The organism is Pseudomonas sp. GL_135, from assembly GCF_057834665.1.
Map to the genome: position 1 here is coordinate 1,114,520 of NZ_CM174408.1, position 14,105 is coordinate 1,128,624.

The 14,105-nt window shown below is 60.2% G+C and carries 13 protein-coding genes; 5 read left to right on the plus strand and 8 right to left on the minus strand.

Annotated features, from left to right (window positions below):
• Positions 1–3: 3 nt before the first annotated feature.
• Complete coding sequence (locus AC3ISG_RS05050) at positions 4–1,176, minus strand: efflux RND transporter periplasmic adaptor subunit (RefSeq protein WP_272630098.1); 1,173 nt, start codon at positions 1,174–1,176, stop codon at positions 4–6.
• Between the two features lie 255 nt (positions 1,177–1,431).
• On the opposite strand from AC3ISG_RS05050, the gene AC3ISG_RS05055 reads away from it, so the two are divergent.
• Together AC3ISG_RS05055 and AC3ISG_RS05060 are read left to right on the plus strand one after the other, a co-directional pair.
• Positions 1,432–2,076 carry a TetR family transcriptional regulator gene (locus AC3ISG_RS05055; protein WP_489298645.1) on the plus strand — a complete coding sequence of 215 codons (645 nt, stop codon included), beginning with the start codon at positions 1,432–1,434 and terminating at the stop codon, positions 2,074–2,076.
• A gap of 189 nt (positions 2,077–2,265) precedes the next feature.
• On the plus strand, positions 2,266–3,126 hold the full coding sequence (locus AC3ISG_RS05060) for a cache domain-containing protein (protein WP_122622417.1): 861 nt from the start codon (positions 2,266–2,268) through the stop codon (positions 3,124–3,126).
• An 18-nt stretch (positions 3,127–3,144) separates the two neighbouring features.
• Here AC3ISG_RS05060 and AC3ISG_RS05065 read toward each other — a convergent pair whose 3' ends face one another.
• Complete coding sequence (locus AC3ISG_RS05065; RefSeq protein ID WP_489298646.1) at positions 3,145–4,650, minus strand: MDR family MFS transporter; 1,506 nt, start codon at positions 4,648–4,650, stop codon at positions 3,145–3,147.
• A gap of 446 nt (positions 4,651–5,096) precedes the next feature.
• Entirely contained in the window at positions 5,097–5,984 is an 888-nt protein-coding gene (locus AC3ISG_RS05070; protein ID WP_489298647.1) for a LysR substrate-binding domain-containing protein, read from the minus strand.
• 146 nt (positions 5,985–6,130) lie between these two features.
• Between AC3ISG_RS05070 and AC3ISG_RS05075 the strand changes: the two genes are divergently transcribed.
• Positions 6,131–7,762, plus strand: coding sequence for a 5-guanidino-2-oxopentanoate decarboxylase (locus AC3ISG_RS05075; RefSeq protein ID WP_489298648.1), 1,632 nt, complete (start codon positions 6,131–6,133; stop codon positions 7,760–7,762).
• Between the two features lie 27 nt (positions 7,763–7,789).
• On the opposite strand, the gene AC3ISG_RS05080 is transcribed toward AC3ISG_RS05075, so the two are convergent.
• Complete coding sequence (locus AC3ISG_RS05080) at positions 7,790–8,743, minus strand: AraC family transcriptional regulator (protein WP_489298649.1); 954 nt, start codon at positions 8,741–8,743, stop codon at positions 7,790–7,792.
• A 369-nt stretch (positions 8,744–9,112) separates the two neighbouring features.
• Between AC3ISG_RS05080 and AC3ISG_RS05085 the strand changes: the two genes are divergently transcribed.
• Together AC3ISG_RS05085 and AC3ISG_RS05090 are read left to right on the plus strand one after the other, a co-directional pair.
• A complete protein-coding gene (locus tag AC3ISG_RS05085) occupies positions 9,113–9,466 on the plus strand; it encodes an antibiotic biosynthesis monooxygenase family protein (RefSeq protein ID WP_122622412.1) in 354 nt (117 codons plus the stop codon).
• A gap of 121 nt (positions 9,467–9,587) precedes the next feature.
• Positions 9,588–9,827, plus strand: a complete 240-nt coding sequence (locus tag AC3ISG_RS05090) for a hypothetical protein (RefSeq protein ID WP_122536017.1) — start codon at positions 9,588–9,590, stop codon at positions 9,825–9,827.
• On the opposite strand, the gene AC3ISG_RS05095 is transcribed toward AC3ISG_RS05090, so the two are convergent.
• The 4 genes from AC3ISG_RS05095 to AC3ISG_RS05110 all read right to left on the minus strand — a co-directional run bounded on the left by AC3ISG_RS05095 (position 9,828) and on the right by AC3ISG_RS05110 (position 13,350).
• Positions 9,828–10,451, minus strand: a complete 624-nt coding sequence (locus AC3ISG_RS05095) for a flavin reductase family protein (protein ID WP_122536018.1) — start codon at positions 10,449–10,451, stop codon at positions 9,828–9,830.
• A 214-nt stretch (positions 10,452–10,665) separates the two neighbouring features.
• The gene (locus AC3ISG_RS05100) at positions 10,666–10,989 is read right to left on the minus strand and encodes a hypothetical protein (RefSeq protein WP_081955396.1); all 324 of its coding nucleotides are present in this window, start codon (positions 10,987–10,989) and stop codon (positions 10,666–10,668) included.
• A gap of 406 nt (positions 10,990–11,395) precedes the next feature.
• Positions 11,396–11,782: a hypothetical protein gene (locus tag AC3ISG_RS05105; RefSeq protein WP_489298650.1), complete on the minus strand. Its 387-nt coding sequence runs from the start codon at positions 11,780–11,782 to the stop codon at positions 11,396–11,398.
• 245 nt (positions 11,783–12,027) lie between these two features.
• Positions 12,028–13,350 carry an MFS transporter gene (locus AC3ISG_RS05110; protein ID WP_065992311.1) on the minus strand — a complete coding sequence of 441 codons (1,323 nt, stop codon included), beginning with the start codon at positions 13,348–13,350 and terminating at the stop codon, positions 12,028–12,030.
• Positions 13,351–14,105: the final 755 nt, after the last annotated feature.

The following is a 14,105-nucleotide window of genomic DNA, read 5'->3' on the forward strand; positions in this document are numbered from 1 at the left end:
GAATTACTCCCCTTTGCTGCCTGCGGCTTTATCAGTTGCCGGGGCAGTTGCCGGGTTCGGTGCCGGGTTAGCTGCGTTGACGTTGGTGGCTTCGGCCACTTTCACTTCAGCGCCTGGCTTGACGTATTGCAGCCCTTCGGTAATCACGCGATCACCTGCGTTCAGGCCCTTTTCAACCAGCCAGTCGCTGCCGATGGTGCGGTTGGCAACCAGCGTGCGGGACTCGACCTTGTTGTCGGCGTTCACCACCAATGCGGTTGGCGTGCCTTTCAGGTCACGGGTAATGCCTTGCTGTGGAACCAGGATCGCGTTCTCGGCCACGCCCGATTGCAGTCGTGCATGCACGAACATGCCCGGCAACAGGGTGTGATCCGGGTTCGGGAACACGGCGCGCAGCGTCACGGAACCGGTGGTCTGGTCGACCGACACTTCGGAGAACTCAAGCTTGCCTTCGATGGGGTAGAGGCTGCCGTCTTCCAGCACCAGCTTGACCTTCGCGGAGTTCTCGCCGGCTTTCTGCAGCTTGCCGCTTTCCAGTTCGCGACGCAGCTTGAGCATCTCGGCCGAAGACTGGATCACGTCGACGTAAATCGGGTCGAGCTGCTGAATGGTGGCCATCGCATCGGCCTGACCGTTGCTGACCAGCGCACCTTCTGTCACCAGGGAGCGACCAATACGGCCGGAGATGGGCGCATAGACCTTGGTGTAGCGCAGGTTGATCTCTGCTGTCTGCACTGCCGCCTTCGCTTCACGAGCCGAACCCACCGCCGTGTCGTATTCCTGACGGCTGACGGCTTGCTCGTTGATCAGCTGCTTATAGCGGCCAGCGAGGGAGTTGGAGGATTCGTAGGTCGCCTTGGCGCTGTCCAGGGTGGCCTGGTAAATCGCCGGGTCGATTTGATAGAGCTGCTGACCGGCTTTGACATCCGCACCTTCAGTAAACAGGCGCTTGAGGATGATGCCGTTCACTTGCGGACGCACTTCGGCGATACGGAACGCGGTGGTCCGACCGGGAAGTTCAGAGGTGAGGGTGTAGGCCTGGGTTTTCAGAGTAACGACGCCGACCTGAGGGGGCGGTGGTGCTGCGGCCGCTTCTTCCTTCTTGCTGCATCCGGAGAGCAGCGATGCCAGGGCGACGGCAGTGACCAGTACGGTAACAGCTGGCTTGAATTGCATGAAGATCCTCGGGTCAGGAGCCTGAACTCATGGGTAGTGGAAAGAGGGCGGGAAAGGATTCCAGCTAGATAAGTAGGATGCTAATGAATATACTTACATTCACGGTTGTTTGTAAACACCCGCGAGTGCGACACTCCAACGCACCGAGGGTATCGATTGTAGGTCCGGGACAAGGCATTACAAAGGCCGCCCGACGTGCTGTGCAGGCCACTCGACCAGAGCGCCTGAGGCATTTTCATTGAGGTTTTTACTGCCATGGTTCGACGCACGAAAGAAGAAGCCCAGGAAACGCGCAAGCAGATCCTCGAAGCTGCCGAGCAGGCTTTCTACGATCGAGGAGTCTCCCGCACGACGCTCGCCGACATTGCGGCCTTGGCTGGCGTGACCCGCGGCGCGATCTATTGGCATTTCAGCAACAAGGCCGATCTGGTCCAGGCCATGCTCGACAGCCTGCATGAGCCTCTGGAAGAGATGGCGAGGGCGAGCGAAAGCGAAGATGAAGTAGACCCGCTGGGATGGACGCGCAAGCTTCTCATTCATTTGTTTCAGCAAGTTGCCAACGATCCTAAAACCCGCCGCATCAATGAAATTCTGTTTCATAAATTCGAATTTACCGACGAAATGTGTGACATGCGGCAACAACGGCAATTCGTCTGGCTTGACGCCAACGAGCGGATTGCGCTGGCACTCAGTAATGCTTCCCGGCAAGGCCAGCTCCCTGCTGACCTCAATCCGCAACGCGCTGCGATCTGCCTGCATGCCTATATCCACGGCATCATCGGCCAGTGGCTGCTGGTGCCGGAAAGCTTCCCGCTGCATGACGACGCCGAGCGTCTGGTCGATAGCATTCTCGACATGCTCCGCTTCAGTCCGGCGTTACGCGATACCACGTCGGGCTAAATGGCGTTTGGCCTGTATCTATACCGCGCCTGACCTTCGCTGAAAAGGCGGTTTACCTTCGCTTTACTCAGCGAAACCGGTGATTCAGCGCTCATTCAGGTCCGGGTACTCATTGAAGTGCCGAATGCTGCCCTATCGCAATCTCCCGTCTACGCTTGCCCCATAACCAATAAGAGTGGGGGCGAAGCGATGGCAGTCGTGTCAAAAAACGCATTAAGAAGGCTCCTGATGGGTGTGCTCGCTGCCTTGTGCATCGGGCAAGGCTGGGCAGCAGGCGACGAAGCCGAGGAAGCTGCAGCGGCCAGGGCGCTGCTGGAAAAAGCCGTTGCCCGGTATCGCGTTCAGGGAGACAAAGCGCTGGCCGAGTACAGCCGCCAGGGCGAGTTCGTCGATGGCGAGCGTTATGTGTTCGTCACCGATACCAAGGGCATCATGCTTGCAAGTGGCGGGCCATCGGTCGCGTTGATCGGCCGTGACGTGTCGTCCGTGCTTGATCCTGAACTGCAGAAAACCTTCAGGCAGGTTCTGCTAACCCCGGAAAGCGCTGGCGTTCAACAGGCCGAATATCGCTGGCAGAACTGGCGCGACGGCAAGGTCGAGCGCAAGCGGGTGTATTTCCAGCGCATCGGCGATCGGGTGTTGGCTGTCGGCTATTACTTGCCCCGTGCTTCGCCGGAGCAAGCCAGGGCGTTGCTCGACAAGGCGTCACGGGCGCTGGAAGAGGATAAAGACGGCACCCTCCGTGCGATCAATGACCTCAAGGGTGGATTTCTGCAAGACGATCTGTATGTTTTCGTGGTGAACGTTGAGACCAGACGCTACGTGGCCCACGGCACCAACCTGCGGCTGGTGAATACCGACTTCAGCAAGGTCAAGGATCCGGAAGGCAAACCGGTTGGCATTCCAATGCTCGAGCTGATCAAGAAGCAGCCCGAAGGCGAGTACGAATACCGCTGGCGCAATCCGGTCACCAGCAAGATCGAACATAAGCACGCTTACGTGCGCAAGGTCGGTGAATTCCTGGTGGCGGTGGGTTACTACAGCGGCTGATCGCTCTGTCAGGCTCGTTTATCGGTCCTTGTCGTCTCTCCCGCGCAGCAGGTTATCGGGCATCGCCAGCGCAGCTGACAGACCCAGTAGCGACACCGCCGCGCTGGCCATCAACAGATGCTGGAAGGTCATCGACAGTTGCCCGCGCAGCAATTCAAGGGCCGGGCCGCTGGCGGCATGCAGACTGTCCATCAGCACATTGCCCGAGCCCTCGCCCGGGATCGAACCGCCGCCAACCTGGGCGATGCCGGAACCGGCGAGCATTGCCAGCAGCAGTGCCGACATGGTCGCAACACCGACTGCGCCGCCCAGTGAACGAAACAGGTTGGTCGTGCTGGTCGCAACGCCCATGTCTTTGACCTCCACCGAGTTCTGTGTGCCCACCAGCGACGTCGGGAATTGCATGCCGCTGGCAATGCCGGTCAGAACCATGAACAGGCTGGTCAGAATGACCGACTGAGGCGGCGTGAGGGCGATGCCGAGGATTGCCAGCGGCATCAACGCTGCGCCAGTGAGGATGATTGGCTTGTAGCGCCCCGTCAGCGATGTGCGGCGGCCGCCGAAGTACGCGCCTACGGGCATGCCGATGGCCAGTGGCATCAGGTGCAACGCCGCGCTGTCGGCACCTGCGCCGGTGACGGTCTGAAAACGCAGCGGCAGCAGTACGATCAGCGAGATGGCCTGAAAGCTGGTGAAGAAAATAGTGCACCAGCAGAGCACTGCGCTGCGATTGGCGAACAGGTGCATGGGCAGTAATGGTTCGCGGGTGCGCCGTTCGTACAACACAAAAATCACCAGCGCGAGCAGCGCGACCGACAATTGCATGACCACCGAATCATCGCGCCAGCCGTGGCCCTGACCGATTTCGGTAATCCCCAGTAGCAAGGCGGTCAGGCCGATGATCATCAACACCGTACCCAGGTAGTCGATCACCGGTTTGCGTTGAGGGATCGGCAGGCCAACCAGCGTTTTGCGCGCGACCCACCATGCCGCCAGCCCCAGTGGCAGGTTGATGATGAACACCCATCGCCACGACAAGTACTCGGTCATGAAGCCGCCGAGCACCGGCCCGGCCACGCTCGCCGCTGCGTACATCCCGCTGAAGTAACCCTGATAGCGACCGCGCTCCCGGGGCGGGACGATGTCGCCGATGATCGCCTGGCTCACGGAAACCATGCCGCCGGCGCCGATGCCTTGCAGCACTCGCGCCAGCACCAGTTGTTCCATGCTCTGGGCCATGGCGCAGAACAGCGAGGCCAGGGTAAACGTCGCCAGCCCGAACAGCATCAAGCGGCGCCGACCGTATAAGTCCCCCAGCTTGCCGTAAATCGGCACGGCCACGGTCAACGCGACCATGTAGGCGGAAATCACCCAGGCGAGCAGGTCGAAATCCTGGAATTGGGCGGAGATGGCCGGCATCGAGACCGCAACAATGGTCTGATCCAGCGCACTGAGGAAGACGGCCATCATCAGCGCAAACAGAATGCTGCGGATGTCCGGACGGGGTTGATTGAGACTCGTCACAGAAGGGACTCGACTGGCAGATTGACCCGCTGAACACCCGCAGGAATTTGTGCCAAGTCTAGTCCGTTAGCTTGCTAATCGATAGCAGGCTGCGGGGTTTTTAAGCGTCGGATTGACCGGCGTTTGCCGTCAACGCAGGGCGCTGAACGTCGCATCCGTAGGGACGCAATGCCCCATCGTGCAGACCACCGCCATGCGGGGCGTTTGCCGCATTTGTTCGATTCGGTAAGCACCTGCGGCATACAGGCTCAATACGGCAGTAACGGCGACGACATAAACACACTGTCTTTTTATTGTGGTTCTCATGACATTTGCCTCGATCCGGTAGGACATCTGGTTCAGAGCGGACACTGTCAGTGTAGGTCGCTAACGGCGAGTTGGCCGGGCGAGGGGGATTGAATGTTTGTATCAGGCGGGCCATGGAGGAAGAGCGAGCATTGCGCCGCTCAGCCAATGCGCCTTTCTGCCGCCTGCAGCGACAACCAGTCCAGCAGATCCTGCAGTGGGGAAGGGATGCTGGCGCCTCTGGGATGCACGACGTAATACGCCGCGCCGGTCCGCACTCTCAGCTCGAACGGCATGACCAGCCGCTGGGCGCTCAGGTCTTCGCCGATCAGCGACCAGTCGCCGATGGCAATGCCGGACCCTTGAGACGCGACAGTCATCGCCAGGTCCATCGTGTCGAAGTGCTGGCCCTGCTCGACATTGCTCAGCTTCGCCCCGGCGGCCTTCAGCCACAGCGTCCAGTCCCGCTCGTCGAGGGTGGGGTGCAAGAGCATGTGCCGTTCCAGATCGGCGAGGCGGGAGAGGGGATTGCTGAATGGCAGTGATGGCGAGCACACCGGCGTGAGTTGTTCATCGAACAGGTGCTGCACGTGGGTGAAATCACCCGGGCGTGCGCCGAACACCACGGCGGCATCGAAATCCTCCCGGCGAAAATCCACGGTGTGGGCGCTGGTCGTGGTCAGTTGCACCGGCACATCAGGCCGCTCTTTCTGCCACTGCATCAGGCGCGGCAACAACCAGCGGCTGATGCAGGTCGGCGCCTTGATCCGCAGCGCCTTTGGTTTGGCATCGACCTGATCCAGCGCTTCTTCGATCAGGCTGAACACCTGTTCCATGCGCGGCAGCAGTTCGCGGCCCTGGGCGGTCAGGCTCAAGCCTCGGGCCTGGCGTTGGAACAGGCGATAGCCCAAATGGGCTTCCAGGCCGGAGATCTGCCGGCTGACCGCGCCTTGGGTGATGTGCAGCGCCTCGGCAGCCCGGGTGAAATTGCAGCACTTGGCGGTGATCAGGAACGTGTGCAGGGCCGGTAGGGGAGGAAGGCGTTTCATCGGCAGGATGAGCCATGATCTGAGGACATGGCTAAGCATGACATTTTTTGCGTTGTGGTCGATACGGTCGCGCCGCTTCAATGGTCGCCTACTGATCCTGGCAAATGGCGGGCAGCGTCGGGCAAGACTTAACAAGGGGCAGATACATGGCGACGTGCGGGGAAGTGCTGGTCAGGTTGCTGGAAGGTTATGGGGTCGAGCGGGTGTTCGGGATTCCGGGCGTGCACACGGTCGAGCTTTACCGGGGACTGGCGGGTTCGCCGATAACCCACATCACTCCGCGTCATGAGCAGGGTGCAGGCTTTATGGCGGACGGTTATGCGCGCACGCGAGGCAAGCCCGGCGTGTGCTTCATCATTACGGGCCCCGGCATGACCAACATCACCACGGCGATGGGGCAGGCCTATGGGGACTCGATCCCGATGCTGGTGATTTCCAGCGTACAGTCACGCAGCCAGTTGGGCGGCGGTCGCGGCAAGCTGCATGAGCTGCCGTCCCAGAGTGCACTGGTCGCAGGCGTCGCGGCGTTCTCCCACACCCTTATGTCAGCGGCTGAATTGCCGTCGGTGCTGGCCCGGGCCTTTGCGGTGTTTCAAGCGGCGCGGCCGCGCCCCGTGCATATCGAGATCCCGCTGGACGTGCTGGTGGAAAATGCCGACGCCCTGGTGCATAGCCAACCCGCATCGGTGACCCGCGCGGGGCCGGCGCCTGCAGCGATTCGGCAGATGGCGACTTTGTTGGCCACGGCGCAACGGCCGTTGATTCTGGCCGGAGGCGGCGCCATTGACGCCGCCCCGGCGCTGATGCGTCTGGCGGAACGGCTGGACGCGCCGGTCGCGCTGACCATTAACGCCAAAGGCATGCTGCCGAGCGCTCACCCACTTTTGATCGGCTCGACGCAATCCCTCGACGCCACCCGTGAGGTCATTGAAAACGCCGACGTGGTGCTGGCCATCGGTACTGAACTGGCCGAGACCGATTACGACATCACCTTTCAGGGCCACTTCAAGATACCGGGCGCGTTGCTGCGCATCGACATCGACCCTGATCAGACCGTGCGCAACTTCCCGCCGACCCTCGGGCTGGTGTCCGACGCTCAATACGCTGCCGAGGCCTTGATGGACGCGTTGGCCAACGAAGTGCTGGCGCCACGCAGCGGAGATTGGGGGCATGCGCGAGTCGCTGCGCTGAGGAAGCGTCTTGAGGCGGGCTGGGACGACGCCACCCGTGCCCGGACCCTGTTCCTGAGGACGGTGCTCGAAGCACTGCCGGAGGCCGTGATCGTGGGCGACTCTACCCAGCCCGTCTACACCGGCAACCTGACACTCGACCTCGACAAGCCTCGCCGCTGGTTCAACTCCTCCACCGGTTACGGAACACTTGGCTACGCCTTGCCCGCCGCCGTGGGTGCATGGCTGGGCATTCAAGATGCGGGAGCATCCAACCCGGTGGTGTGTCTTATTGGCGACGGCGGCCTGCAGTTCACTCTTTCCGAACTGGCGAGTGCGGTGGAGGCGCGGACGCCCATCGTCGTGCTGTTGTGGAATAACCAGGGCTACGAAGAAATCAAAAAGTACATGGTCAACCGCGCCATTGAACCCATCGGCGTCGACATCTACACGCCTGATTTCATCGGTGTGGTCCAAGCACTGGGATGCGTCGCCGAAGCGGTCGTCAACCTTGAGCAACTGACGTCGGCCTTGAACTCAGCCGGCCAGCGTGACGGCCCGACCTTGATCGAGGTCGACCAAAAGCGCTGGATGAGCAGCCTCGGCTGATGTTTCACATCAACTGATCAGGGCGTTTCAGACCGTGCTGCGCAGGCGTGCCAGGTCCCGCAACGGTGGCGCGCCGAACAGGCGGCTATATTCGCGGCTGAACTGCGAAGCGCTTTCGTAGCCGACCCGGTAACCGGCGGCCGACGCTTCCAGGCCGTCCGCCAGCATCAATCGCCGGGCCTCCTGCAGTCGCAGCTGTTTCTGGTATTGCAGCGGGCTCATGGCGGTGACGGACTTGAAACGGTGGTGCAGCGTCGAGACGCTCAGGTTCACCTCCTTCGCCAGATCTTCAATCCGCAGCGGCTCCTGGAAATGGTCGTTGAGCCATTTGATCGCTTGGGTGACGCGATGGGTCTGGCAGTTGGAGATGGCGATTTCGTACAGCCGGTGCCCTTCGCTCCCACGCAGGAGTCGGTAAAGAATCTCCCGGTTGATCAGCGGTGCGAGCATGGGAATGTCTTTCGGCGTGTCCAGCAGGCGGATCAGGCGGATGACGGCGTCGAGCAGCTGTGAGTCGATCCGCTCGACGTACATGCCGCGCCCGCTGTGACGCGTCGGCACGCTCATCGGTCCGGCCTCGGCGATCAGCGCGTTGATTTCCACCGGGTCGATTTCCAGGCGCAGGGCCAGATGCGGCTCTTCCGGCGTCGCGTAAATCACCTTGCCGCTGATGGGCAACGCCACCGACAGCACCAGGTAATTGAGCGGGTCGTAGGTGTACAGCTCGCCGCCCAGCGTCACGTCCTTACGGCCCTGAGCCATGATGCACAGCGCCGGTTGTACCAAGCCGGGCACCGATTGCGACGGCCGATCGTGGCGAACCATGAACAGCGACTTGATCACCGTCTGGAAACTGCCATCGGCCGGGGCATGCCGGCGGATCAGTTCTGCCAGCTCGGCGCGCTGTTGCGTCATCTGCGCACTCAGCTCGGCGACAGGTCGAGCATCCGGGGCGGACGGCGCAAGAGCGTATAGCGACATGGGGAATTCCTCTGACAGGGCATTGATGCAGCACAGCTTATTTTTGGGCAAGCGCAAGCGTTAGGCGAATCCTGCCGGATGCTTGCCTGATTCTGTTACCGAGGTGTTGCGTTGCCATGAATGGGCCCTGTTCGTTTGAGATCATTGCTCGAAAGTCCATGGTAATCACGTGGCGCAGCGTCGAGGTCGGCTCTTGCTGTGAAGCTGTCGGCGCAGAATCAGGCAATAACGGGGCAGTAATCGGCTACCGTTGGGCGTGCTTTCGCCCCTAACCTTCACTTTCAGCCGCAGCCTGCTTCCCGGATACACGGTCCCGGAGCACGGCTCGTCCGCTAAAGACACGCACGCAAAAAAGAAGGAGCGCCGAGCATGCCAAACACTTCAGTCGTGAGCCATTGGGTCTCCGTCCGCGCCCGCCCCGGACACAGTACGCAACTGGGCGCCCGCTTGAGCAGCCTGATCAGCCCGTCCGCTGCGGCGTCGGGTTGCCTGCACTTTGCGCTGCAGAAATCCCTGACCGACGAAAATCTATGGGTCATCACCGGCACTTGGGCCGATCCCTCCGCGATGAACGACTGGTTCGCCGCCCCCGAGCTCAACCTTTTTTCCGAACTGGTGACCGAGATGCTGGTGACGAGCCTGGATTTTCAAACGTTTGCCACCGTGACGACGGTTCAGGCACAGACGGATCATGTCTCTGTTGATGCTCGCCTGGCGGGCTAGTGGGTTCAGTGGCTGGTGCTCACGGCGCTCAGCCTATAAGGGCCTGCAAAGAAAACCTTTCGAGAGTTAGAACGCCTGCGTTTAAAATCCCGGCCTCATTTTCAAGGCAAGGCGTCGAACCATGGCACGCAAAGAATTCCAGCATCACGAAGCCGTTTCTGCAGCTGTTCCCGGTGACGACGGCTACAGCGCCGCCATTGCCGTCAAGGCCAGGGTCATGGGCGGCGCGCCGACTTTTCACCGCGTGCTGGCCGAGCAGAAATTCCCTACCGCGCTCGCCGCTGACGACGCCGCTGTGAAAGAGCTGGAGCGGCTCGCCGACGTCACGCAAGAGGGCGAACTGGTATTCGCCCGGGATTGATCAGACTTTCGGCCGGTACATCTTGAACAGCGACTCTGCGCTCAGCTGAAAATAGTCGGCCGGGCCGCCGCCGCGCAGGATGGGCTCGCCGGCTGCGGTGTCATACACACCTTCCTTCAGCAGCCGCTTGGCAATGTGCACGGCCACCACTTCCCCCAGAATCAGCCAGCTCGGCACGACTTCCTTGTCGGCGCGTTGCAGCTGGATGATCTGCGTCACTTTGCATTCGAACGAAACCGGCGTCTCTTTGACCCTCGGGACGGAAACGATGCGCGACGGTTCTGCCGTCAGGCCCGCGAGTTCGAACTCGCTGACGTCCGCCGGCACTGCCGCGCAACTCATGTTCATCTGCTCGGCCAGACTGCGCGTGGCAAGATTCCAGACGAATTCGCCGGTCTGTTCGATATTGTTCAGGCTGTCTTTGCGGCCGATGCTGCAGAACCCGATGATCGGCGGCACATAGTTGAACGCGTTAAAGAAACTGTAGGGCGCCAGGTTCAGCTTGCCTTCTGCGTCTTGGGACGAGATCCAGCCTATCGGGCGTGGGCCCACGATGGCGTTGAACGGGTCGTGGGGCAGTCCGTGACCCTTGGACGGTTCGTAGAAATGAATATCGTCTGACATGGTGTGTTCCTGAATAGTGTTGTGCCGGCGTATCGGCCACGGTGTGCGCGTGCACGGGGTGCGGGCCGACATAGTGCAAGGCATTGAATGAGGATTCCAGCAGCCTCCAAACCCCGGACAAAAAAAAGCCCGACGCGCGTCGGGCTACAAAGGGAGTTCAGGAGGTGGAACATGAAGCGGTTGGACGTGAAGCAGTCAACGTGATGCGGGCAACTTAGCTGACGCGGTTGGCACCGACGTGATCAGCGCCGTCTGCGGCCAGACGGTTGGCGCCGACGTGATCAGCACCATCTGCGGCCTGGCGATTGGCACCTACGTGGTCAGCGCCGTCAGCGGCCAGACGATTGGCGCCAACATGGTCAGAACCGTCGGAGGCCTGACGGTAAGAACCGGTGTGCGATGCGTTGGTATGAGAAGAACCGCCTTCTGCTACTACAGTGCCGTTAAATGCAGAGTGCTGTTCGGACACAGGCAGAGCGAATGCGCTCGATGCCAGAATTGACAGACTAAGACCAAAGATAATATTTGAAGTTTTCATGAGTGTTGCTCCAGTAAGTTCAATAATTTTTTCAACTTGGGAATGGAGCCAATGTTACGCGCGTGCAGATTAAGTTGAAGTTAACGCTATTGCTATCGACCATCGCTAAAAATGATAGTTGGCTGGAGTGCCCGGTTTTAAGGCGTTGTCGGGAGATTTGCGCTGGGATGGGGCAATTTTCACGAGCAGCGGCGAATTTGCCTGTTGACTAGAATGGTAAATATTGCTAGCGCGTGAGCGGCTAGAAGGGGCCAAGGGATGACATCGAATGGAATCGCGGCGAGTGCAACCTGCTTCGTTGCTGCAAGATTCCGGCATGCGCCCAGTCACACCAAGGTTTCAGGTTTTGTAGAGGAGAAAAATTAAGCCCGGCATAAAGCCGGGCTGAGAGAAAGACAGGGGCGAATCAGCTCAGGCGATTTGCACCAACATGGTCGGCACCGTCAGCAGCGAGGCGGTTGGCACCTACGTGGTCGGCACCGTCGGCAGCGAGGCGGTTGGCGCCTACGTGGTCCGAGCCATCAGCGGCCTGACGGTTGGCACCAACATAATCGGCACCGTCAGCAGCGAGGCGGTTGGCGCCTACGTGGTCCGAGCCATCAGCGGCCTGACGATTGGCACCTACATGATCGGCACCGTCAGCAGCAACGCGCCCGATGTTAGTGTGGGACGAGCCGTTTTCTGCAACAACCGCAGCATTAACAGCGTGGTGCGCATCAACGGATGGAAGTGCAAAGGCGCTGCTTGCAAGAATGGAGAAAGCGAGGCCGAAGATCAGTTTGTTAGTTTTCATGATAGTTGCTCCAGATCGATTTAATTAGTGGGTCACTCGGTATGGAGTGAACTTTACTCGCCTCAGAATTATTAAGAAGTCAATCGCATTGGTAGCGATCATCGCTGAAATTGATACTGCCAAAAGCGAGTGTTATTCATGCACTTAGCGGCGCCTTGTAACGCAAAAGGGCAGCTCACGTGAGTGAGCTGCCCTTGTTTTTCTGTCTTGAAGCGCTGGTCGAAGCGGCTCGCAGCCGGGTCAAATCAATCGGTTTCGATCCGTGAGTGCTTGCGGGTGTCCTTCATGAACACATACACCAGCAGCGACACCGCGATGCAGGCGGTGACGTACCAGTAGTAACCGGTTTCCATGCCGATGCTCTTGAACCACAGCGCGATGTATTCGGCCGTACCCCCGAAAATCGACACTGTCAGCGCATACGGCAGGCCGACGCCCAGGGCGCGGATCTCGGTCGGGAACAGTTCGGCTTTCACCACGGCGTTGATCGAGGTGTACCCGCTGACGATGATCAGTGCGGCCATGATCAGGAAGAACGCGCCCCACCAGCTTTGGATGGTGTGGAGGGTGGTGAGGATCGGCACGGTACACAAGGTGCCCAGCACGCCAAAGGCAATCAGGATCGGGCGGCGACCGATCTTGTCAGATAGCGCGCCGATCACCGGTTGCAACAGCATGAACAGGAAAAGCGTGGCGGCAGAAATCGTCGTCGAATCGGTGATGCTCATGCCCACCGTGTTCACCAGATACTTCTGCATGTAAGTGGTGTAGGTATAGAAGGCCAGCGTGCCACCCATGGTCAGGCCGACCACGGTCATTAGCTCTTTAGGATGGCGCATCAGTGTGCGCATGAGGCTTTCTTTGGGTTTGTCTTTCTTGCGGTTGAACGACTCGGTCTCTTCCATGCCGCGACGCAGGAACAACGCCACCACCGCGCACAATGCGCCGATGGCAAACGGGATGCGCCAGCCCCAGGCGTGCAGCTGTTCAGTGGTCAGCGTTTGTTGCAGCACGATCAGCACCGCCAGCGCGATGAGCTGGCCGGAGATCAGCGTCACGTACTGAAAGCTTGAGAAGAAGCCCCGGCGCTCCTTGGTCGCCATCTCGCTGAGATAGGTCGCCGAGGTGCCATATTCGCCACCGACCGACAGGCCCTGCAGCAGGCGGGCGAAGACCAGCATGATTGGGGCGCCGACGCCGATGGTTTCGTAACCGGGGGTGAGGGCGATGATCAGCGAACCGAAACACATCAGCAGCACCGACGCCATCAGTGCGGCCTTGCGGCCTTTGCGATCTGCATAGAGGCCCATCAGCCAGCCGCCGATAGGGCGCATCAAGAAGCCCACGGCGAAGATCGCGGCGGTGTTGAGGAGCTGGGCGGTGGTGTCGCCCTTGGGGAAGAAGACTTTGGCGAAGTAGAGGGAGAAGGCGGCGTAGACGTACCAGTCGTACCACTCAACCATGTTGCCGACCGAACCGCTGAAAATGGATTTCAGGCGACTTCCGGTGGTTTTCTCGGCGGCTGGCGTGGCAGCCGTTCCGTGGGAGGCAGAATTGGGGATGGCCATGGGATTTCCTGCAAGTCATTGTTGTTAGAAGGAACGCATCGAGGCGGTCTGACAACAGTGATAGCAGGAGCTGTGCCAAAGGCTGAAAGGCCCGGAATAGAAGGGTTATCGCGGCGAGGGTAAGCGGAAATCCGCTTGTTGTCTGAAACCCATGAGCGAAAATCCGCTCATTGCCAGAAAGCTGTTCCCGGCTGAAGCCGGTCCTACCAACGCGCTGCGATCATTCTGTAGGACCGGCTTCAGCCGGGAATGCGTCGGGTGTCACGCTGCAAAATCGAGGGTGTTCGAGTTGGCCTCTTCCCGGCTGAAGCCGGTCCTACTAACGCGCTGCGATCATTCTGTAGGACTGGCTTTAGCCGAGAATGCGTCGGGTGTCACGCTGCAAAATCGACGGTGTCCGTGCTGGCCTCTTCCCGGCTGAAGCCGGTCCCACTGACGCGCTGCGATCATTCTGTAGGACTGGCTTTAGCCGGGAATGCGTCGGGTGTCACGCTGCAAAATCGAGGGTGTCCGTGCTGGCCTCTTCCCGGCTGAAGCCGGTCCCACTGACGCGCTGCGATCATTCTGTAGGACTGGCTTTAGCCGGGAAAACGTCGGGTGTCACACTGCAAAATCGAGGGTGTCCGTGCTGGCCTCTTCCCGGCTGAAGCCGGTCCCACTGACGCGCTGCGATCATCCTGTAGGACTGGCTTCAGCCGGGAAAGCGTCGGGTGTCACGCTGCAAAATCGAGGGTGTCCGTGCTGGCCTGTTCCCG

Excerpts from the sequence above, each read along its gene's own strand:
- AC3ISG_RS05105 (WP_489298650.1), bottom strand. The coding sequence starts at position 11,782 with ATGAAAACTAACAAACTGATCTTCGGCCTCGCTTTCTCCATTCTTGCA.
- AC3ISG_RS05090 (WP_122536017.1), top strand. The coding sequence starts at position 9,588 with ATGGCACGCAAAGAATTCCAGCATCACGAAGCCGTTTCTGCAGCTGTT.
- AC3ISG_RS05100 (WP_081955396.1), bottom strand. The coding sequence starts at position 10,989 with ATGAAAACTTCAAATATTATCTTTGGTCTTAGTCTGTCAATTCTGGCA.
- AC3ISG_RS05080 (WP_489298649.1), bottom strand. The coding sequence starts at position 8,743 with ATGTCGCTATACGCTCTTGCGCCGTCCGCCCCGGATGCTCGACCTGTC.
- AC3ISG_RS05075 (WP_489298648.1), top strand. The coding sequence starts at position 6,131 with ATGGCGACGTGCGGGGAAGTGCTGGTCAGGTTGCTGGAAGGTTATGGG.
- AC3ISG_RS05095 (WP_122536018.1), bottom strand. The coding sequence starts at position 10,451 with ATGTCAGACGATATTCATTTCTACGAACCGTCCAAGGGTCACGGACTG.
- AC3ISG_RS05110 (WP_065992311.1), bottom strand. The coding sequence starts at position 13,350 with ATGGCCATCCCCAATTCTGCCTCCCACGGAACGGCTGCCACGCCAGCC.
- AC3ISG_RS05055 (WP_489298645.1), top strand. The coding sequence starts at position 1,432 with ATGGTTCGACGCACGAAAGAAGAAGCCCAGGAAACGCGCAAGCAGATC.
- AC3ISG_RS05050 (WP_272630098.1), bottom strand. The coding sequence starts at position 1,176 with ATGCAATTCAAGCCAGCTGTTACCGTACTGGTCACTGCCGTCGCCCTG.
- AC3ISG_RS05085 (WP_122622412.1), top strand. The coding sequence starts at position 9,113 with ATGCCAAACACTTCAGTCGTGAGCCATTGGGTCTCCGTCCGCGCCCGC.
- AC3ISG_RS05070 (WP_489298647.1), bottom strand. The coding sequence starts at position 5,984 with ATGAAACGCCTTCCTCCCCTACCGGCCCTGCACACGTTCCTGATCACC.
- AC3ISG_RS05060 (WP_122622417.1), top strand. The coding sequence starts at position 2,266 with ATGGCAGTCGTGTCAAAAAACGCATTAAGAAGGCTCCTGATGGGTGTG.